The organism is Streptomyces sp. NPDC051452 (assembly GCF_044454765.1).
In the GTDB taxonomy this organism is placed as follows: Bacteria; Actinomycetota; Actinomycetes; order Streptomycetales; family Streptomycetaceae; genus Streptomyces.
The window spans coordinates 115,501-135,707 of the sequence record NZ_JBITEB010000012.1; the positions used below are offsets into that span (position 1 = coordinate 115,501).

Genomic DNA, 20,207 nt, shown 5'->3' on the forward strand with positions numbered 1-20,207 from the left:
GGAAAGCCACGGGTGTTCGACGCCCGCAGGCCCCAACCCTGTGAAAGATCGATGACAGTCCGTGCCAACCGGCCTTCCCCGTCGCTCCGTTGCGACGGGTGTGTCCCAAACGGGCCTGATATGAGGGTCGTTGAACGGTCAAAGTCATGGTGGGGCGGTCGGGAGGGCACCCGCTTCAGCGGCCACGGTTGCCGCCGGCCGCGCCCGCGGCGAGCCAGCGGGCCACGTGCCGTGGGTCGGCCGCCGTGCCGGCGGCGCGCAGCTCGCGATGGACCGCCCGGGGAAGCTCGGGGCGGTCGAGCAGCGGGGCGGCGGCCGGGTCGGCCGCGACGAGGGCGAGGACGAGGCCCGTCCAGGCCTCGGGTGCTTCCGGCTCGTCGGCCAGAAGGCGGGCGTAGGCGTCCGGGGCGGCGGGATCGCGGGCGACGAGAGCCCGGTCGGCGGCGGACAGTCCGGGGGCGGTCGGATCGGGGGTGGGCGGTCGGGGCCCGGCGAGCGCGCGCCGGATCGCGCAGGTACGGGCATGGGACCAGGAGGCGGCGAGGTCCGGGACGACGAGGGACCCGGCGATCGGACAGTCGGCCGCGGCACCGGCGGCGAAGGCCCGGGCCAGGGCGCGGACGTCGTCCGGGGCGGGACTCAGGTGCCGGATCCGCCAGCCGGTGCGGTGATCGGTGGCGGCGAACTCGGCGAGGGCGTCGATGTCCGGCCGGACGCGCCGGTCGGCGGCCCACGCGGACAGCCGCGCGGCCATGCCCCGCAGAAAGCGGCGTCCGTGCCCGGTCAGGCCGGGGTCGGCGCGCAGGACGCGCAGGGCGTCCTCGGTCTGCCGCCTGCGTAAGGCGAACTCGAACTGGGCGGGCGGGCGTTCGGACCGGGGCGCCGCGTCCAGATAGCGGGACCAGAATTCGGTGATGCCCAGGAAGGCGTACGCGCCCTGGAGCAGGCCGCCCAGCGGGCGGGGATCGTCGCGCCAGGGGGCGTAGTGCCGCGCGGTTCCGGCGTCCTGTTCCAGGGTCAGCAGATGCAGCAGCGCGCCCAGTTTGGTGTGCTGGAACTCGTGGACCACCGTCACCGCCAGGGTGGCCGGATCCGGCGGCAGCGACGCCAGTACGGCACCGAAGGCGTCGCCGGCGGAGGCGCTGTGCACCACCCGGTCCGACGTGGGCCGGACGGCGGTCAGGGTGCGCAGTCCCCCGGCGACGGCGGCGGCCATGTCCGGATCGATGGCGGCGAGCAGGCCCAGCGCGCCCTCGAACCGCTCCTGCCAGCGAGCGACCTCGTCCTTGTCGAGGCGCTCCGGGGGCAGCGGTTCGCTCAGGTCCCGGTACGGGTCGATGTCGTCGAGCCACACCTCCACCGGCCGCCCGGTCACCCGCGCCCGCAGCCGGCGCAGTCCCCGCCAGCCCGGGGCGTCGGCGTCGGCCATCCGGGGCGGGCCCACGCAGGCGCCGTACGGGTCGACCCGCAGCCGGTCCGGTTCGACCAGCACCTCCGCCGTTCCCCAGCGCGGGCGCCCCGGCAGGCGGGCCAGCCCGAGGGCCGGGAACATCACCGCGCCGTCGCGCAACGGCACGGTGGTGCGCAGCGGCAGCCCGGCCCGCAGGGCGGCGACGGAGCACACCGCGTGCACATGGCCGAGGTCGGTCCACAGGGGCCCCTCACCCCAGGCCGTGTGGGTCAGCCGCCTGAGGCCGTGCCCGAGCCAGACGCCGATCGGCGGATGCAGCAGCAGTTCCCGGAACGCGCGCGGCGCGTGCTCCTGGGCCGCCGTCAGGGTGTCCCAGACGCTGTCCACCGAGGGCAGCGGGCCCAGCGCGCCGGGGGTCGCGGCGATGGCGTCGAGCAGGGCCCGCAGCAGCAACAGCCGTCTGCTGTACTCGGTGGACCGCAGGAAGCGGATCGTCTCGGGGCCGCCCCGGCCCGCGGCCAGATCGTCGAAGTACGCCCCGGGGATGAGATGGTGCGAGGCTCGGGCGGGCTCGGAACGTCCGTCGGTCTGCACAGGTCTCCTCCCCCGGCGACCTCAGTCCGCGCGCACGGTCGGCGATCCGTCACCACCGCTGCCGCTGAAGTTGATGCGCGGCCGCTCGACCTGACGCAGCAGCCGGTTCAGTGAGCGCGCGTAGACATCCGGGCTCTGCGACCGGAGGGCGGAAAGCGGGACATCGCTGAGGTCGGCCAGTTCTGACCCCATGAACTCCGCGGACGTGTGCATACGACATCCCCCTGAGAACGCCCTACCTCCCGATGACTTCATGATGACGCATGCCGGAAGTGTTCGGGAAGACCGTGATCAGCCGGTCAGGCGCCCTGTTCCGGCGCCAGCCAGCGGGCCGCCCACTCCTTCAGCGCGCGCTGTTCCAGGGAGCCCGGCTCGACCAGGGCGACCGCCTCCACCAGTGCGGCCAGGCCGCCCGGATGCCGGCGGCAGGTGCGGACGATGCTGATGATGTCGGGGCGCGGCGCCCCCAGCCGGGGGATGGCGCCGGACAGGTCGGCGGGCAGCATGCCGAGCACCAGCTGGCGCTGGTCGCGGTCGTTCATGCCGGGCCATCCCGCCAGCAGGTCGACCAGTTCGCCCAGCGCCGCGTCGGGTACCGGTTCCTCCCGGCGGCGGGCCGCGGGGAAGGTGAGGTGGCGCACGTCGCTGGCCCAGGACCGGTACCAGAGCGAGGTGGGGCGCTGCTCCCCGTCGGCGAAGTTGTCGATGACGGTCCGCGCGAGCGCGCTCATGTCCGGCGGCCACGGTCCATCGGACGCCTCCAGGGCGGCGAGCGTGGCCCGGGAGAACGCGCCGGTCTGCCGGGCGGGGTCGTTGACCGCCCGCCGGCCGGGTCCGGAGGCCAGCAGCACGAACTGTTCCCGGTCCGGCAACCGATGCCCGCCCGGCGGGAGTTCGGCGGGCAGCGACCGGGCGAAGCCGAGATCCTCGACAAAGGTCTGACAGGAGTCGACCAACCAGATCTGGCGCCGGAAACCGGGCAGCAGATCGGTGGTGAACGCGGTCAGCCAGGCGTCCAGGTCCAGGTTCCGCTTGTCGTCGGCGGCGGCATCGGCGTAGAAGAGCCTGCGGTGGCCCTGGGGGTCGGTGACGCCGTGGCCGCCCCAGATCACCCAGAGCAGGTCGCCTTCCAGCGTGGGCAGCCGGCGGGTCAGCACCCGCTGCACCGCTTCCCGGTCGGCGCCGCCCGCCGCGACGTCGGTGTCCGGTCCGCCGGCCCCGGGCAGGGCGGCGAGCAGCAGGTGGATGTGGGCCGCGGGCACCCCGCGCCCGCGCAGCCAGGCGGTGAAACGGCGGGCGTCGGCCGCGGGGCCCGGCAGGTCCCAGGACGGTCCGGCGGCATGCCGTTCCACACCGACGACGACGGCGTGCGTACGGTCCGGGCGGGCGGCGGCGGTCACGGCAGCTCCCTCGCGAGGAGGCGGTACAGCTCCGGATTGCTCCAGTAGGCGCTGTGGGAGAGGGGGAAGGGCTGCCGGCTGTCGACGGCGACGTCCCGGACCCGGCCCGGGAAGACACCGGCGCCGACGTAGCCGAGCAGGTCCCGCCGGTCGTAGACGTTCAGCCAGCGCGGTACGTGCGCGGGCAGCGGGCTGCCGTGTTCCAGACTGGGCAGGGCGCCCAGCTCGTACAGGAACGGCGCCTGGGAGCCGACGGTCACCAGCAGCGCGACCTGCGGGAGCGGTCGCAGCACCAGCAGGTCCAGCGCGGCGATCCCGCCGAGGCTGTGCGCGAGCAGGACGACCGGCGGTCGCGCCGCGCGCACCGCGGCCGCGACGGCCTCGCGGATCGCGGCGCCCCGGGACAGATAGAGCAGTACGTCACCGGCGGCCGGATGGGCGGCGTCGGTGAGGGCCGAACGCCGTTTCACCGCCTGCGCGGAGGCCAGGGCGAGTGCCAGCCGGCCGGCCAGCCGGCCGACCCGGCGGGTCACCGGGCCGCGATGGGCGCCCGTCCCGTCGGCCCCGGGGAGCAGTGCGCCGATCGCGGCGACCGCCTCGTCCCGGGCGGTGCCGTCGAGGACCGGGGCGGATCCGTGCCGGGTGGTGCGCCTGCGGACCGACTCGGCGACGAACGCCCGGGCGGCCACCGCCGCCTCGCCGTCGGTGGCGGGGGTGCGCAGGAAGGCACGGCAGTCGGGCGCGGTGAGTACGGCGGCCACGGCGGCGGCGAAGTCCTCCTCGATCCCGGCCGCCCGCAGCACCGGACCCAGCCGGGCGTCTCCGGCGAGGGACAGGGTCGCCGAGGACAGTGCCTCGCCCGGCGGCCGCGCGCCCGGCGCCAACTCGGCCCGCACGGCGGGCTCGGCGGTGAGCAACCGCATCTCGAGCAGCGGGTCCAGGTAGAGAAGCCCCCAGAACTCCACGTCCGCGTCCGGGCCGTCGTCCTCCACGGGTCCTGGAACGCCCGCTTCCGGGACGCCGCGCCCGGTCGCGTATCCCGGCACGGAGGCACCGTTCGAATGCAGCGCCGATCCCGCGCTTCCCCCCCAATAGCAGGAAGATATGCGGAATTCCGGCCGTAACGACCGTAAGCCCTCCCGTACGAGTTCCAGAGTTTCGCTGAAACCCGGCTCCCGCACTCCGGTGCCGTGTACGAATATCACCGTCGCCACCGCAATACCCCCACCCCTGACGGCATATACCAAGTGCACTCAACAATAGGGCTGTTCGCCCTGGAACGGCTACACTCCGTACCGACCGTGCCACAGCGTGCGGCACATGCCGGAAGGGGGATGCCGGTGGGCACCGACTCCATCGTCACCCATGTCGCCGCCGCCCTCACAGTGGTGATCGCGGTCTCCTACGCCCTGGGCTCGGTGGCCCGCAGGCTCGGTCAGCCGCCGGTCGTCGGGGAGTTGTTCGCGGGCATCGCGCTCGGGCCCAGCCTGCTGGGCCTGGCGCCGGGACGAATTTACGAAACCCTCTTCCCGGAGCAGATCCAGCCTATTCTCTCCGCCCTGGCACAAGTGGCGCTGGTGCTCTTTCTCTTCGCCGTCGGCTATGAACTGGACCTGCGCCTGTTACGCGGCCGGGGCGCGGTGGCCGCCGTCTCCCTCGGTGGGTTCGCCATTCCCATGACACTGGGCGCCGGAGCCGTCCTGCTCTTTCCCGGAGGATTCGCCTCCGCCAACGGCGGTCATCCCGTCGACGCCACCTTCACCCTGTATATCGCGGTCGCCCTGTCCATCACCGCGGTCCCGGTGCTGGCCGGCATCATCCGGGACCAGGGGCTGGCCGGCGGCAGGCCGGGGGCGATCGCGATGGCCTCAGCGGGCATCATCGACGCGCTGAGCTGGCCGGTGCTGGCCGTGGTGCTGATGGGTGGCGGGCAGGGCTCGGCGCGGACCTGGACGGTCCGCGTGGCGCTGCTGGCGGTCCACATCCTGGTGATGGTCTTCGTCGTACGGCCGCTGCTGGTGCGGTGGATGCGCAGGCCCGGCGCCCTGCTGGCCCATCACGCGCCCGTCGCCGTCGCGGTGGCACTGGGGTCGGCCTGGGCCACCAGCGCGCTCGGGCTCCATGTGATCTTCGGCGCGCTGCTGGCCGGGATCATCATGCCCCGGCTGCCGGACGGGGTGGCGGACAGCCGGTTACTGCGTCCGCTCCAGGAGACGGGCGGCCTGCTGCTGCCGGTGTTCTTCACGGTCTCCGGGATGGCCGTGAAGCTCGGCGGGCTGCACCGGTCCGACCTGCTGCTGCTCGTGGTGATATGCGCCGCCGCGATCGTGGGCAAGGTGACCGCCGGGTCCCTGTCGGCCCGCGCCGCCCGGCTGCCCTGGCGGGACGCGCTGGTGATCGGCGTGCTGCTCAACACCCGGGGCCTGACCGAACTCATCGTCCTGAACGTCGGGTTGCAGGCCGGGGTGATCGGTCCCCGGCTCTACGCGCTGCTGGTCGTGATGGCGCTGCTCACCACGGCGGCCACCGGGCCGCTGCTCGGGCCGCTGCGCCGCCGGGCCGCCCGCCCGGACGACCACGACGACCGCGCCAACCGCGAGCGGACGACGGACACCGGGCCGGATCCGGGCCAGTCCCCCACGGCCGACGCCACACCGGCACCACAGCCCTGACTCCGGCCCCGGGGCCCCCACCCCCGGGCTTGGGCTCCGGCTTCGGCGGTGAGCCGGTCGGACCCGCGGCCCGACCGGCTCGTGCCCCGTGCCGCCGGGACGCCCGCCCGGACGACCACGACGACCGCGACGGCCGCGCCAACCGCGAGCGGACGACGGACACCGGGCCGGATCCGGTACGGCGGCCACAGCCGACGCCACGCCGGCACCACAACCCTGACTCCGGTCCCGGGGCGCCACCCCCGGGCTTGGGCTCCGGCTTCGGCGGAGAGCCGGTCGGACCCGCGGCCCGACCGGCTCGTGCCCCGTGCCGCCGGGACGGTTAGAAGGGCACCGGGGCGATGTCGACGTCCGCCCGCTGGCTGCTGGCGGCGGCGACGGTCGCGGGGTGGCCCTCGCCGAGCGTGCGACGAAAGCGCGTCAGGGTCTCGGTGTGCAGGACCGTGGCCTCGTCCGCGCGGCCGAGCGCGCGCAGGTCCAGGACGACGTTGTTGGCGCAGGCCAGCGTGGTCGGGTGGTCCTCGCCGTACAGCCGGGTCAGGGCGTCCAGGGCCTGCTGGTCCAGCTCCAGGGCCTGCGCGTGCCGCTCGCCTGCACTGTGCTGGTTGGCCATGCCGATGACGGTGGTCAGGGTGAGGATGTGCTCGTCGCCCAGTGACTCGCGCAGACCGGGCAACGCCACGTCGAGGTGCTGCCCGGCGGCGTCGACGTCTCCGAGGTGGCGCAGGGTGATCGCCACGTTGGTGCGGGCCGACAAGGTGTAGGGGTGGGAGTCGCCGAGTTTCGCCGCGTAACGCTCGACGGTCGCCTCGCCCAGCTCCCTGGAGCGCCTCAGCTGACCGTCCTGGCGCAGGTCGACGACGAGGTTGGCCGCGCAGGCGACGGCGTCCGGGTGAGCGGAGCCGTAGCGGCTCTCGAACTTCGACAGCGCCATCTCGCCGAGCCGCAGCGCCCCGTCGTGGTCGCCCGCCCGCCGGCGGCACACCGCCAGCACCCGGGCACAGCCGACGCTGGCGGGGTTGTCCTCGCCGTAGTGGTCGACATAGCGGGCGTACACGTCCTCCTGGTGGGCGACGGATCCCAGGTAGTCGCCGGTCTCCCGCATGTCGATGGACAGTCCGCTGAGGGTGTTCAGGGTGTCGAGGTGGTTCTCGCCGAGCGTGAGGGCGCGCAGCCGCGCCGTCTCCGTGTCGAGTTCGCGCGCCTCCTGGTACAGGCCCATCAGCCGCAGGCCGACGCCCAGGCTGTGGGCGGCGCGCAGGGTGGCCGGGTCGTCCTCGCCGAAGGCCCTCAGCGAGCGTTCGTAGACCGAGCGGTTGATCTCCAGCCCCCGCGTCATCTCGGCCCGCAGCCGCAGTCCGCTGCACAGCTGGATGAGGGCGTCGAGGGTGCCCTCGTCGTCCTCGCCCGCGATCCGGACGTAGGTGTCGGCGGTGCGCTGCATCATCTCGGCGGCTTCCCGGTACTCGCCCAGCATGCGCAGGATGAAGGCGAGCCACTTCGCCATCTCCAGCGTCTGCTGGTCCTCGGCGCCGAACTTCTCGGTCCAGATCTCCACCGCCTCGCGGGCCATCGACGCCGCGCCGTCGTGGTCGCCCCAGATGTAGAGGAACTCCACGATGCCGCGCACCAGGCCGCGCACCCAGGGCGAGTCGCACTCGACGGCCCGTGAGACGACCACGTGCGGCAGCAGGGCCTGGTAGCGCGGCCAGAGTTCGCGCGAGCCGGGGCTGTTGGGGTTGGCGTCGGCCAGGAGCAGGTGCGCACCGTGCCGCATGTCCGCCTGCTGCTGCGGGGACATGCGGTTGACCAGCACCGCCTGGACCAGACGGTGCAGCTGGACCGTGTCGTGCCGGTGCTCGATGCGGGCCAGGGCGTAGACGCCGATCTCCCGGATGGCCCGGCCGAGTTTGATCGGGTGGCGCAGGGCGTCGTCCAGCTCGGGGGCGATGGTGGTGCTCCGCGAGTTGTTGAACAGGCTGCGGGAGATCGGCTCGGGCGCGAAGAAGGAGCAGACCTGGAGGAGTTGGAGCGCGGCGGGGTTGCGCTGCTCCAGCTGGCGCAGTGAGACGTCCCAGGCCGCGGCCACCGACATGGGGTAGTCCGGGGAGGGGACGAGTTCGAGCATCAGCTCGGCGATCTTCTCGTTGATCAGCCGCAGGTACTCGGGCACGGACATCCCCGTGACCGCCTGCCAGGCCGCCGCCTGCTCGATGGCGAGCGGCAGGTCGCCGAGGGCCTCGGCGAGCCGGTCGGCGTCGAAGTCGCTCAGGTCGCGGGCCCGGCGGCGCAGCAGCGCCTTGCTCTCCTCACGGGTGAAGATGTCGACGGACAGCGTCCTGGCCACCCGGTCCCACTCCTGGTTCCGGGAGGTGATGAGGATCTTCCCGGTGCCGCCGGTCGGGAAGTAGGGGCGAACGGCCTCGACGTTCTCGGCGTTGTCGAACACCAGCAGCCAGCGGTTGTAGGGCTGGCCCCGGCGCAGCGCCTCGCGGACCGCGGGGACCGCCCGGTTGGCCTCGCTGCTCACGTTCAGGCCGAGCCGGTGGGCGAGTTCGGTGAGCGCGGTGAGGATCATCGTCGGCTGCTCGGACGGGATCCACCAGACGACGTCGTAGTCGGAGGCGTACCGGTAGACGTACTCGATGGCGATCTGCGACTTTCCGACACCGCCCATGCCGTGCAGGGCGTGCGGCAGCACGGCCGAGGTGTCACCGGTCACCAGCTGTTCGCGCACCTGCGCGAGCAGATCCTCGCGCCCGACGAAATTGGGGTTGTTGGGCGGCACGTTGCCCCAGACCGCGGGCACGGCGGCACGCGGCGACTGCGACTGCGACTGCGACTGCGACTGCGACTGCTGTGACTGTCGCGTCGGCTGGGACTGTTGCGTCGGCCCGGACTCCTGCGTGTGCTCGGCCTGATGTGCCGACGGGCCCGGAATCCCCCTGTGCGGGGTGCTGTTCGCGGTGCCCCCGTCTTCCCGCTGGTGCTGATTGGCGGTGGTGTCGGTCATGATCAGGCCATCCGTGTCGGAATTTATGTGTGCATTACTGGCATCGCTGACATCTCTGGCATCACTGGCATCGCTGACATCGTGGACCATTCGCTCCGCGTTCGGTGTGATCGACGCTCCCGGCGCCGCCCCTTCCAGGGCCGCGCTGACCCGTCGGGCGCGCAGCAGGTAGGGCCCCGAGAGGGCGCGCAGCACGGCCAGTTCCACGCGCACGAACGGCAGGCTCTGCGCCGTCACCGCCGGCACGGGCACCTCCTCCGGGGCGAGCAGGGCACCGTGCAACCGCCGGGCGGCCTCGGACCGGTCGCCGTAGAAGTCGGACACCGAACTGACCACCCGCGCGGTGTCCGCGCGCATCGCGGCGGACAGCAACTCCTCGCGCGCGCCGTCGACGAAGTCCAGTGGGATGTGGAGTTCGTCGTCGCCCGGCGCGTCGGGCGGGGTCTGTTCGAGCAGACCGCTCAGGAAGAGCTCGGCCAGATGTACCGGCTGGGCCTCCGGCACCAGCTTGCGCCGCACGTCGCGCACCAGGCGGGGTTCGAGGACCGCGGCGGCCAGATGGGTGGCCAGCCGGAAGGCGGTGGGGGTGGCGTGGCTCCGGAAGCGCCGGATGCGCTCGCGCACCGAGGGCGCCGGCGGTGCGGGCAGCGGCTCGCCGTCCTCGGGTGCGGGCCGGTCGGCGACGCCCAGCAACAGCGCGCAGGCGTCGACCCACCCGGGTGCCTCACCGGCCACCAGCGCGGCCCACCGGCCCAGCCAGTCGGCGTCCAGCTCCAGCACGGGGACGGCCGCCGACCAGGTGTCGGGGGTCGGGTCGAAGGGGTCGCGCCACTCGGCCGGGAAGTCCACCGACAGTTCGGTGTTGGGGGCCCCCGCGCGCGGGCTGCGCAGCCGCACCTGCCGGGGCACCAGCTCGGTGCGGTGCCAGTCCCGCTGGGACAGCAGATGCACCACGGCCACGGGCCCGGCCGCCGACCAGAGTTCCAGCGCCTTCCGTCCGGCCCCGGTCCGCCACAAGGGCCCGAGACCGTCGGTCAGTACGAGGACGATCCGGCGGCCCGTCCGGTCGATCAGCTCGGCGGGGTCACCGGCGCGGTCGTCGTCCGCGTCCGGGCCGAGCAGTACCGCCTCGTCGCCGCCGGGTCCCTCGCGCAGCCCCAGCCGACGCGTCCGCACGTCACGGAAGGCGCCGAGCTGCTCGGCCACGGCGGTGAACTCGGTGATCGTCTGCTGCCAGATCACCAGGGTGGCGTGGTCGTCCACCACGAGCACCAGCTCGAACCGGCGCTCGTCCGCCGACCGGGTGTACGGCAGCCACAACCCGTCCTCGGCGGCGTGCTCGGCGGTGGCCACCTCGTCCAGCTCGATCTCGGTCGCCGAGGGCACGACCTGCTTCAGGGGGCGCAGCCGCCGGCCGATCTCCGGCGCGTCCCGCAGATCCGGTGCCGGTGGGGCGGTCCCGGCCTTGGCGTGGGCGACCGGAACCTGCCGGTCGGGCGGCACGGCCCCGGGCAGCGGCGGTCCGGCGGGCAGCAGCAGCCACGGCAGCCGGCCCGGGTCGCCGCCCGGCGGCGCCGGCCACTCACCGCCGCCCGCGTCGCCCGGCGCGCCGGCCGCGCCGACGAGGTCCGCTTCGTCCCCCGCGTCCGGCACATCCGTCGCGTCCGCCGGGTCGCCCGCCGCCGGGTCACGGGGGCGCCCGGGCGTTTCGGGCGCCCCGGGTGACCCCTCCTCCCCGGGCCTCCCGAATGTCCCGGGTGTCTCGGGCAGCCCGGAGAGCCCGGACAGGGTCGGCGGCCGGGGTTGGGGCGGACGGTCCGAGGACGGCAGCCGTGCCGCCAGCGTCTGGTAGGCGTGCAGCCACAACGCCTCCGCCAGCTCGAAGGCCTCGGGGTACGGACGCGGGTCCTCACCCATCAGGGCGCCCCCGACAGCTCGCGCCACAGAGCGTCGAGCAGCTCGCCCCAGGCCCCGTCCTCGTCACGGACGCCGGCCGTCCGCAGGAAGACGGCGTTCAGCAACTGGTCCGTGGCCAGTCCCCCGTTCTCCCGGCTGCGCTCCACGAAGGCGCGGATCAGGGCGTCGTGCCGGCCGTCCTGGTCCCGGAAGTGGGCCGCGATCATGGCCGCGAGCTGGTCCTCGCGCGGCGGTGAGACGTCCAGCCGGACGCAGCGGCGCAGGAAGGCGGGCGGGAACTGGCGTTCCCCGTTGCTGGTGATGACGACGAAGGGGAAGGCCCGACAGCGCACCCGGCCGTCGGTCACCGTCACGGTGCTGTCCGGGTCGTCGGTGAAGACCTCCGCGTGCCGCTCCCGACGACGGGCGCGGACCAGTTCCGGGATGTCGTACGAGCCGTTCTCCAGTACGTGCAGCAGGTCGCTGGGCAGGTCGATGTCGCTCTTGTCCAGCTCGTCGATGAGCAGGGCGCGGGGCAGCTCGTGGGGCAGGAGCGCGGTGCCCAGCGGGCCCAGCCGCACGAAGTCCCCGATCCGCGGGACGCCACCGGTGCCCTGTTCCGCGTCCGCCCCGGATCCCCCGTCCGGTGCCCCGGCCGTCCCCCGCTCGCCCCGCGTCCCCTCCCTCCCCGGCGCCCCCGGTGTCCCGGTCGGTACGGGGGGCCCGCCCGGGCCGCGTCCGAGGGAGGCCTGGGCCCGGCCGATGGCGTCGTACTCGTACAGACCGGAACGCAGGGTGCTGCGGGAGGTGATGCCCCAGTGCAGGACGCGGCCGAGGCCCAGTTCGCGCGCGACCAGGTAGGCGAGCGTCGACTTGCCGATGCCGGGCCGGCCCGTGACGAGCAGCGGACGGCGCAGCAGCAGAGCCGTGTTGATCATGTCGATGTCGTGCGGGTTCTGCCGGGGGGTGGCGCGGCCCACGGCGCCGAGCCGGCGGTCGGTCTCGGCGCTCTCCGCGGGCACGGGCGGCAGGACGGGGCCGCCGTCGAAGTTCCGCCAGGCGGGCGGCGGCGGCAGGACGTCGGCGAGGCGGATGTCGGTCAACGGCTGCCCGGTGCCCCGGTAGATCCACCAGCTGCGGCTGCTGACGGAACCTCCGTTGCCGTTGCTGTGGGCCGGGTGCTGGACACCACCGGTCATGAATCCCCCTCGTCGTCGTGTCCACCCCGCGCGCCTTCGGGATCCGCGCCGGGGGCGGCGGACCAGTCGACGATGCGGTTCGGGTCGTCGAAGAGCACCGCGAGATGGCGTCCCGCGTGCGCGTCCCGTTGCGACGCGGCGGCGGTGGCCGCCTCGTTGCGCAGCTGCTGGAGCCGCTGCGGCAACTCGATCGCTTTGCCCTTGATGAGCTTCTTGACCCGTCTGCGGAACTCCCCCGGCGGCTCCGGCCGGCGGTCCCAGACCGCGAGGGGCACCCCGGCGCGCAGGGCGGCCTCCAGCGAGGCCTGGCTGCCGCCGGGACCCGGCAGCGGCGGCGCGTTGAGCGCGACGGAGACCAGCCGCTCGTCGGCGGTGAGTCTGCTGGTCCACTGGACGGGGTCGTGGCCGCGCCGGCCCGTGGTGTCCCAGTGGCAGACGATGCCCGCGTCCTGCGTCATCCGCTGCCAGCGGTTGTGCCACCGCCGGTGGAACTCCCGGGCGCGCATGCGCTCCAGGCTGCGCAGGACGACGGGGTAGCTCAGGCACAGCGCGGTCGCGGAGGAGGAGTGCGAGGCCATCGGCAGCCATTCCATGGGGTGGTTCAGCAGGTGCAGGGGCAGCACGAACTCCAGCACCGGCCTGCCGGGGCGGCCGGCCCACTCCTGCTCGGCGCGGATGACCAGCCGCTCCACGGTGGCCTCCACGTCGCCCAGGGCCACGATCTGGTCCTCCCCGCGCTCTGGCCGCCAGGGGCCCGGCCGTATCTGGTTCCAGTGGGAGAGCACGTACCGGTCCGGGCTCATCCCGTGTCTGCTGAGCTGGACAACGAGGCAGGCGGGAGCCGGTACCGCCGGGCCCCGGGTGATCTCCGCGCGCAGCGAGTCGAGCTGCGCGCCCAGGCCGAGCACCGCCGCCCGGCTGTCGTTCCATTCGCGCAGGCCGTCGGCGACGGGCCGATGGGCGTCCGTCTCCCGCAGTGCCGCGAGGACGTGCTCCACCAGTGCCATCACGGGGAGCAGGCCGTCGGCGCGGGCGTTGGCTCCGGCGAGGAAGTCGACGGCTTCCCGGAGGGTGGACACGCCCCGCTCCGGAAGAGGCAGGTCGCCGGCCGCCGCGTACAGCATTCCGCGGGCGTCGAGGTGGCCGACGCGGGCCAGCAGTGAGTGCAGGGCCCGTAACTCGGCCTCGGACAGGACGGCCAGCACCGGGGTGGTGACGACGAGGTCCCGGATCCTGAGCACGGGGGTGGAGTTGGGTGCGTAGTCGTGCAGGGTGGCGACCAGCTCGGGCAGCCCGTGGGGCTCCTGCAGGCACGCGCGGACGATCTCCAGCATCTCGAGCCGCGTCCGGCCGTGCCGCCGGATGTTGCCCAGCTCGGGTAAGCGGCTTGCCAGCATACTGATCAAGAGATCGCGCCCCTCCGGTGCGTCGAGTCCCGTCACCGCGCACATCTGATCGACCAGCTCACGCTCGAGTCCTGGCGCACGACCGCCGTGTCCTCCGCCGTACAAGCGTCCCCCCGTCTCGGCCCGCTCCCCTCAACTCCTCCTCGAAGCGGGGCAGTACGGGCTCCGCCGCCCGGTGTCCAGGGTATGGCCCACGCCTGACAGGTCGCCACCCTGCGCGACGACCCGATAACAGCCCACGGCCGACGACACCCGCGCCCCCACCGCACACGGAAAAACCCCCTCCGTCGGGAGGGGGCCGGGGATGTTTCGCAGATGAAAACGTTCCTGCACGGAAGTGGTGTGGTGGGGCGGGTGGGACTCGAACCCACGGCCGACGGATTATGAGTCCGCTGCTCTAACCGGCTGAGCTACCGCCCCATAGCGGCGTGTCGCGTACATGTGTGCGCGCCGTCTGCCGCAGCATAGCCGCTCATACGATCTCCTGCTTCGGATGGTCGGCTTCCGCGCTGCTCACGACCTTGAGGACATCCGCGCAGGCGCGGCGGTTCCCGCGGACATGAAAAAGGACCCCGGAGGGGTCCTCGTTCAGCGTGCTCCCCCGACTGGACTCGAACCAGTAACCTGCCGGTTAACAGCCGGCTGCTCTGCCAATTGAGCTACGGAGGACCGAAGCTCCCCCGACTGGACTCGAACCAGTAACCTGCCGGTTAACAGCCGGCTGCTCTGCCAATTGAGCTACGGAGGATCGCCTCGATTGCATCGAACGTGCCTACCTGGGTATTCGCCAGGGGGCGGGCGCTCGCTGCGACACATACATTAGCGCAAGCAGGGGGGTGCTCCGCCAATCGGTATCCCCCGGCGCCGACGCCGCACCAGAGACCTAGGCAAGGGAAGGGTGGCAGCCATGCGCTACCGGCTCACGTTCGTCGCCGGACTGGCCCTCGGTTACGTACTCGGCACGAAGGCCGGACGCGAGCGCTACGAGCAGCTGAAGAAGACCGCTCGGCAGATCTCGCAGAACCCCGCGGTCCGCAACACCGCGGAGACCGCGGCACAGCAGGGCCGCGTCTACGCCGGCAAGGCCTTCCACACGGTCAGCGACAAGGTCGGCGACCGCGTCCCGGCCTCCGTCGCCCAGCGGGTCCGCTCGCTGCGCGACCGCAATGTCAACGGCAGCGCGGAGGACGACTGGGGCACGAGCAACACCTAGCGCACCCCCGGCGCCGCCTCCCGCGCCGGGCCCCCGCCCGGCACGGGAGGCGCCCGGGGCCGGAGCAGGTCCGGCGGTACGGCAAAATCCTCGGTATGGGGATAGTCGCCGGGTTGGACAGCTCGCCTGATTTCACTCGCATCGTCGTCTGCGACACGGACACGGGCGCCGTGCTGAGGCAGGGGTATGCCCCGCATCCGGTCGAGGCGCCGGACGGCGCGAGCGGCCGGCCCAGCGACGTGGACCCGCAGGCCTGGCTGCTCTCCCTGGGCGAGGCAGCGGGCGGCGGTCTGCTGGAGGGCGTGCAGGCCATCGGCGTCTCCGCCCAGCAGAACGCGCTGATCCCGCTGGACGCCCAGGGCAACACCGTGCGCCCCGCGCTGGTCGGCGGCGACAAGCGGGCGCAGGTCGCGGCGGCCGATCTGGTCGACGCGCTGGGCGGCCGGGAGGCCTGGGCGCAGGCGGTCGGCTGCGCCCCGCAGGCCGCCCTGCCGGTCACCAAGCTGCGCTGGCTCGCCAAGAACGAACCCGAGAACGCGCTGCGCACGGCCGTCCTGCTCCAGGCCCACGACTGGCTGGTGTGGCAGTTGCTCGGCCGGCCCCTACGGCGCACCACCGACCGCGGCGGCGCCTCGGGCACCGGGTACTGGTCCCCCGCCACCGGGGGCTACCGGCCCGACCTGGTCGAGCTGGCCCTCGGGCACCACGCGATGCTGCCCGAGGTGATCGGCCCGGCGGACGCGGCCGGTACGACGCCGGAGGGGCTGCTGATCTCCGCCGGGACCGGGGAGACCATGGCCGCCGCCTTCGGCCTCGGGCTCGGCCTCGGGGACGCGGTCGTCTCGCTCGGGGCGTCCGGGTCCGTGATGGCCGTGCATCCCGAGGCACTCGCCGACCAGTCCGGCATGATCACCTCCCTCGCCGACGCCACCGGCATGCACCTGCCCGTCGTCACCACCCTCAACGCCGTACGGACCCTGCGCGGCGCCGCCGAACTGCTCGGGCTGGCGGACCTGGAGGGGCTGTCCGAGCTGGCGATGAAGTCGACCCCGGGCTCCCACGGCCTGGTGCTGCTGCCCTATCTGGAGGGCGAGCGGACACCGAACCTGCCGCACACCGCCGGGACGCTCGCGGGGCTGCGCCGTGAGTCGATGAAGCCGGAGCATCTGGCGCGGGCCGCGTTCGAGGGCATGCTGTGCGGGCTCGCCGACGCGCTGGACGTGCTGCGCGGACGGGGCGTGGACGTGCGGCGGGTCTTCCTGCTCGGCCCGGCCGCCGAGCTGCCGGCCGTGCAGGCGGCGGCCCCCTCCCTGTTCGGCGCGCAGGTCGTCGTGCCGCAGCCCGCGGACTACGCGGCGATCGGCGCGGCCCGGCAGGCCGCCTGGGCGCTCGGGGTGTCGCAGGGCACGCTCGACCCGCGCACCCCGCCGGCCTGGCAGGGCGCGGCGGCGCAGGTGCTGGAGCCGGGCGACGAACTGGCGGTGGGCCAGGCGGTCCGGCAGCAGTTCACCGCGGTGCGCGAGCAGACCCATCCCGGAGCGTTCCAGCCGTAGGACGGGCGAGGCCGCCGGGGGCGGGCGACCGCCCGGACGGCGGCAGGCGTGTCCGCCGTCGGGTTAATCGGTTGGGGTAACGCGGGTGGAGTGTTCCACGATAGGGGCCAGGGGCACACCCCGCCCCGACCGCCGACCGCGAGAGACCCAGCGTGCTCATACGACTTCTGCGGACCTATCTCAGGCCCTACAAGAAACCCATCGCTCTCCTGGTGCTGCTGCAACTGCTGCAGACCTGCGCCACCCTCTATCTGCCCACCCTGAACGCGGACATCATCGACAAGGGTGTCGTGAAGGGTGACACGGGTTACATCCTGTCCTTCGGTGCCCTGATGATCGGCATCTCGCTGGTACAGGTGGTGTGCAACATCGGCGCCGTGTACTTCGGCGCCCGGACCGCCTCGGCGCTCGGCCGGGACGTGCGCGGCGCCATCTTCGACCGGGTCCAGTCCTTCTCCGCCCGCGAGGTGGGTCACTTCGGGGCGCCCTCGCTCATCACCCGTACGACCAACGACGTACAGCAGGTCCAGATGCTGGCCCTGATGACGTTCACGCTCATGGTGTCGGCGCCCATCATGTGTGTCGGCGGCATCGTCCTCGCCCTCGGGCTGGACGTGCCGTTGTCCGGGGTGCTCGTCGCGGTCGTCCCGGTGCTCGGCATCTGCGTGACGCTGATCGTGCGCCGGCTGCGGCCGCTGTTCCGGACCATGCAGGTCCGGCTCGACACGGTGAACCGGGTGCTGCGCGAGCAGATCACCGGCAACCGGGTGATCCGCGCCTTCGTCCGCGACGAGTACGAGCAGGGCCGGTTCGGGAAGGCGAACGGCGAGCTGACCGAGATGCAGCTCGCCACCGGCCGGATGCTCGCGCTGATGTTCCCGATGGTCATGACGGTGGTGAACGTGTCGTCGATCGCGGTGGTGTGGTTCGGCGCCCACCGCATCGACAGCGGGGGCATGGCGATCGGCGATCTGACGGCGTTCCTCGCCTATCTGATGCAGATCGTCATGTCCGTGATGATGGCCACGTTCATGTTCATGATGGTGCCGCGCGCGGAGGTGTGCGCCGAGCGCGTACAGGAGGTGCTGGCGACCGACTCCAGCGTGGTGCCGCCGGTGGCGCCGGTCACCGAGCTGCGCCGGCACGGGCTGCTGGAGATCCGGGCCGGGGGCTTCCGCTATCCGGGTGCCGAGGAGCCGGTGCTCAAGAGCATCGACCTGGTGGCCCGGCCGGGCGAGACGACGGCCGTGATCGGCTCCACCGGCAGCGGCAAGTCGACGCTGCTCGGGCTCGTCCCCCGGCTGTTCGACGCCACCGAGGGCGAGGTGCTGGTCGACGGCGTGGACGTACGGGAGGTCGAGCCGCGGCTGCTGGCCCGCACGGTCGGGCTCGTCCCGCAGAAGCCGTACCTGTTCGCCGGCACCGTCGCCACCAACCTGCGCTACGGCAACCCGGACGCCACCGACGAGGAGTTGTGGCACGCGCTGGAAGTGGCGCAGGCCAAGGACTTCGTGAGCAAGCTGGAGGGTGGGCTGAACGCGCCCATCGCCCAGGGCGGCACGAATGTGTCGGGCGGTCAGCGCCAGCGTCTGGCCATCGCCCGCACGCTGGTGCAGCGCCCTGAGGTCTACCTCTTCGACGACTCCTTCTCCGCGCTCGACTACGCCACGGACGCCGCGCTGCGCGCCGCGCTGACCGAGGAGACCGCCGAGGCGACCGTCGTCATCGTCGCCCAGCGGGTGGCGACCATCCGGGACGCCGACCGGATCATCGTGCTGGACGAGGGCCGGGTCGTCGGCTCCGGCCGGCACCACGAGCTGATGGCGTCCAACGAGACCTACCGGGAGATCGTGCTCTCCCAGCTGACGGAAGCGGAGGCCGCCTGATGGCCGGTCCCATGGGACGCATGATGGCCGGGGGCGGCCCGGACCAGCGCTCGATGGACTTCAAGGGGTCGGGCAAACGGCTCGTCGCCCGGTTCAAGCCCGAACGGGGCACCCTCTACGGCCTGCTGTTCTGCGTGGTCGTCAGCGTAGGCCTGAGCGTGGTCGGCCCGAAGATCCTGGGCAAGGCCACCGACCTGGTCTTCGCCGGCATCATCGGCCGGCAGATGCCGGCCGGGGCGACCAAGGAACAGGTCCTGCGGTCGATGCGCGAGCACGGCCGGGGGCAGGTCGCGGACATGCTCCAGAGCACCGACTTCACCCCCGGCAAGGGCATCGACTTCGACGCCGTCGGGCATGTGCTGCTGCTCGCGCTCGGCACCTTCCTGCTCGCCGGTCTGCTGATGGCCGTCGCGACCAGGCTGACCAACCGGGCCGTGAACCGGACGATGTACCGGCTGCGGGAGTCCGTGCAGACGAAGCTGTCGCGGCTGCCGCTGTCGTACTTCGACAAGCGCCAGCGCGGCGAGGTGCTCTCCCGGGCCACCAACGACATCGACAACATCGGGCAGACGCTCCAGCAGTCGATGGGCCAGCTGATCAACTCGGTGCTGACCATCGTCGGCGTGCTGGTGATGATGTTCTGGGTCTCCTGGATCCTGGCGCTGGTCGCCCTGGCCACCGTGCCGCTGTCGTTCGTGGTGGCGACCCGGATCGGCAAGCGGTCGCAGCCGCACTTCGTGCAGCAGTGGCGCACCACCGGCAAGCTCAACGCCCATGTGGAGGAGATGTACACCGGGCACACCCTGGTGAAGGTGTTCGGCCGGCAGGAGGAGTCGGCGAAGCAGTTCGCCGAACAGAACGACGCGCTGTACGAGGCGGGGTTCCGGGCGCAGTTCAACAGCGGTGTGATGCAGCCGCTGATGATGTTCGTCTCGAACCTCAACTACGTGCTGGTGGCGGTCGTCGGTGGCCTCCGGGTCGCCTCCGGCGCGCTGTCCATCGGCGACGTACAGGCGTTCATCCAGTACTCGCGGCAGTTCTCGATGCCGCTGACGCAGGTCGCGTCGATGGCGAACCTGGTGCAGTCGGGTGTCGCCTCGGCCGAGCGGATCTTCGAACTCCTGGACGCGGAGGAGCAGGAGGCGGATCCGGTGCCGGGCGAGCGGCCGCAGGAGCTGACCGGGCGGGTGCGTCTGGAGCACGTGTCGTTCCGGTACGACCCGGAGAAGCCGCTGATCGAGGACCTGTCGCTCGCGGTGGAGCCGGGGCACACGGTCGCCATCGTCGGCCCGACCGGCGCGGGCAAGACCACGCTGGTCAACCTGTTGATGCGGTTCTACGACGTCTCCGGCGGGCGGATCACGCTGGACGGCGTGGACATCCGGAGGATGTCCCGGGACGAACTGCGGTCGGGTATCGGCATGGTGCTCCAGGACACCTGGCTGTTCGGCGGCACCATCGCGGAGAACATCGCGTACGGCGCCGCGCGGGAGGTCACCCGGGGCGAGATCGAGGAGGCGGCACGGGCCGCGCACGCCGACCGGTTCGTACGGACCCTGCCCGACGGGTACGACACGGTGATCGACGACGAGGGCGCGGGCGTCAGCGCCGGTGAGAAGCAACTGATCACCATCGCGCGGGCGTTCCTGTCCGACCCGGTGATCCTGGTGCTGGACGAGGCGACGAGTTCCGTGGACACCCGCACGGAGGTGCTGATCCAGAAGGCGATGGCCAAGCTGGCGGCCGGACGGACCTCGTTCGTGATCGCCCACCGGCTGTCGACGATCCGGGACGCGGACACGATCCTCGTGATGGAGAACGGGTCCATCGTCGAGCAGGGCGCGCACACGGAGCTGCTGGCGGCCGGCGGGGCCTACGCCCGGCTGTACCAGGCGCAGTTCGCGCAGGCCGTGGCGGAGGTGGACTAGGGCCTGTCCGACAGGGCCTGGGGGCGGGGGGCCGTC

12 protein-coding genes and 3 tRNA genes are annotated in these 20,207 nt (G+C 72.8%); 5 read left to right on the forward strand and 10 right to left on the reverse strand.

All coding sequences use genetic code 11. From position 1 onward, the window contains the following. Positions 1-175: 175 nt before the first annotated feature. From ACIBA9_RS26035 to ACIBA9_RS26050, 4 genes are all read right to left on the reverse strand, one after another. The gene (locus tag ACIBA9_RS26035; protein WP_399366612.1) at positions 176-2,005 is read right to left on the reverse strand and encodes an HEXXH motif domain-containing protein; all 1,830 of its coding nucleotides are present in this window, start codon (positions 2,003-2,005) and stop codon (positions 176-178) included. Positions 2,006-2,026: 21 nt separating this feature from the next. Beyond that, positions 2,027-2,218 (reverse strand): hypothetical protein, encoded by a 192-nt coding sequence (locus tag ACIBA9_RS26040; protein WP_362156916.1) that lies wholly within the window; start codon positions 2,216-2,218, stop codon positions 2,027-2,029. An 86-nt stretch (positions 2,219-2,304) separates the two neighbouring features. Then, positions 2,305-3,405: a caspase family protein gene (locus ACIBA9_RS26045; RefSeq protein WP_399366614.1), complete on the reverse strand. Its 1,101-nt coding sequence runs from the start codon at positions 3,403-3,405 to the stop codon at positions 2,305-2,307. After that, positions 3,402-4,397 carry a hypothetical protein gene (locus ACIBA9_RS26050; protein WP_399366616.1) on the reverse strand — a complete coding sequence of 332 codons (996 nt, stop codon included), beginning with the start codon at positions 4,395-4,397 and terminating at the stop codon, positions 3,402-3,404. Before ACIBA9_RS26050 ends, ACIBA9_RS26045 begins: the two co-directional genes overlap by 4 nt. A gap of 348 nt (positions 4,398-4,745) precedes the next feature. Between ACIBA9_RS26050 and ACIBA9_RS26055 the strand changes: the two genes are divergently transcribed. Further along, on the forward strand, positions 4,746-6,077 hold the full coding sequence (locus tag ACIBA9_RS26055) for a cation:proton antiporter (RefSeq protein WP_399366618.1): 1,332 nt from the start codon (positions 4,746-4,748) through the stop codon (positions 6,075-6,077). Between the two features lie 322 nt (positions 6,078-6,399). On the opposite strand, the gene fxsT is transcribed toward ACIBA9_RS26055, so the two are convergent. The 6 genes from fxsT to ACIBA9_RS26085 all read right to left on the reverse strand — a co-directional run bounded on the left by fxsT (position 6,400) and on the right by ACIBA9_RS26085 (position 14,339). Continuing rightward, complete coding sequence (gene fxsT / locus ACIBA9_RS26060; protein ID WP_399366620.1) at positions 6,400-11,007, reverse strand: FxSxx-COOH system tetratricopeptide repeat protein; 4,608 nt, start codon at positions 11,005-11,007, stop codon at positions 6,400-6,402. Then, positions 11,007-12,185 carry an AAA family ATPase gene (locus ACIBA9_RS26065; RefSeq protein WP_399366622.1) on the reverse strand — a complete coding sequence of 393 codons (1,179 nt, stop codon included), beginning with the start codon at positions 12,183-12,185 and terminating at the stop codon, positions 11,007-11,009. The genes fxsT and ACIBA9_RS26065 overlap by 1 nt, the downstream gene beginning before the upstream one ends. After that, complete coding sequence (locus tag ACIBA9_RS26070; RefSeq protein WP_399366624.1) at positions 12,182-13,636, reverse strand: hypothetical protein; 1,455 nt, start codon at positions 13,634-13,636, stop codon at positions 12,182-12,184. The genes ACIBA9_RS26065 and ACIBA9_RS26070 overlap by 4 nt, the downstream gene beginning before the upstream one ends. Positions 13,637-13,934: 298 nt before the next feature. Next, positions 13,935-14,011 (reverse strand) — tRNA-Ile (locus ACIBA9_RS26075). A 176-nt stretch (positions 14,012-14,187) separates the two neighbouring features. Then, positions 14,188-14,260 (reverse strand) — tRNA-Asn (locus tag ACIBA9_RS26080). A gap of 6 nt (positions 14,261-14,266) precedes the next feature. After that, positions 14,267-14,339 (reverse strand) — tRNA-Asn (locus ACIBA9_RS26085). Positions 14,340-14,498: 159 nt separating this feature from the next. On the opposite strand from ACIBA9_RS26085, the gene ACIBA9_RS26090 reads away from it, so the two are divergent. From ACIBA9_RS26090 to ACIBA9_RS26105, 4 genes are all read left to right on the forward strand, one after another. After that, on the forward strand, positions 14,499-14,804 hold the full coding sequence (locus ACIBA9_RS26090; protein WP_399366626.1) for a YtxH domain-containing protein: 306 nt from the start codon (positions 14,499-14,501) through the stop codon (positions 14,802-14,804). Positions 14,805-14,899: 95 nt separating this feature from the next. Then, positions 14,900-16,357: an FGGY-family carbohydrate kinase gene (locus ACIBA9_RS26095; protein WP_393898403.1), complete on the forward strand. Its 1,458-nt coding sequence runs from the start codon at positions 14,900-14,902 to the stop codon at positions 16,355-16,357. A gap of 152 nt (positions 16,358-16,509) precedes the next feature. Then, positions 16,510-18,243, forward strand: a complete 1,734-nt coding sequence (locus ACIBA9_RS26100; protein ID WP_399366628.1) for an ABC transporter ATP-binding protein — start codon at positions 16,510-16,512, stop codon at positions 18,241-18,243. Next, entirely contained in the window at positions 18,243-20,171 is a 1,929-nt protein-coding gene (locus tag ACIBA9_RS26105; RefSeq protein WP_399366630.1) for an ABC transporter ATP-binding protein, read from the forward strand. The genes ACIBA9_RS26100 and ACIBA9_RS26105 overlap by 1 nt, the downstream gene beginning before the upstream one ends. The last annotated feature ends 36 nt before the right edge of the window (positions 20,172-20,207 follow it).

Bases quoted from the DNA above. Each gene is read 5' to 3' on its own strand.
- ACIBA9_RS26040 (WP_362156916.1), bottom strand. From the start codon at position 2,218: ATGCACACGTCCGCGGAGTTCATGGGGTCAGAACTGGCCGACCTCAGC.
- fxsT (WP_399366620.1), bottom strand. From the start codon at position 11,007: ATGGGTGAGGACCCGCGTCCGTACCCCGAGGCCTTCGAGCTGGCGGAG.
- ACIBA9_RS26065 (WP_399366622.1), bottom strand. From the start codon at position 12,185: ATGACCGGTGGTGTCCAGCACCCGGCCCACAGCAACGGCAACGGAGGT.
- ACIBA9_RS26070 (WP_399366624.1), bottom strand. From the start codon at position 13,636: ATGTGCGCGGTGACGGGACTCGACGCACCGGAGGGGCGCGATCTCTTG.
- ACIBA9_RS26090 (WP_399366626.1), top strand. From the start codon at position 14,499: ATGCGCTACCGGCTCACGTTCGTCGCCGGACTGGCCCTCGGTTACGTA.
- ACIBA9_RS26095 (WP_393898403.1), top strand. From the start codon at position 14,900: ATGGGGATAGTCGCCGGGTTGGACAGCTCGCCTGATTTCACTCGCATC.
- ACIBA9_RS26105 (WP_399366630.1), top strand. From the start codon at position 18,243: ATGGCCGGTCCCATGGGACGCATGATGGCCGGGGGCGGCCCGGACCAG.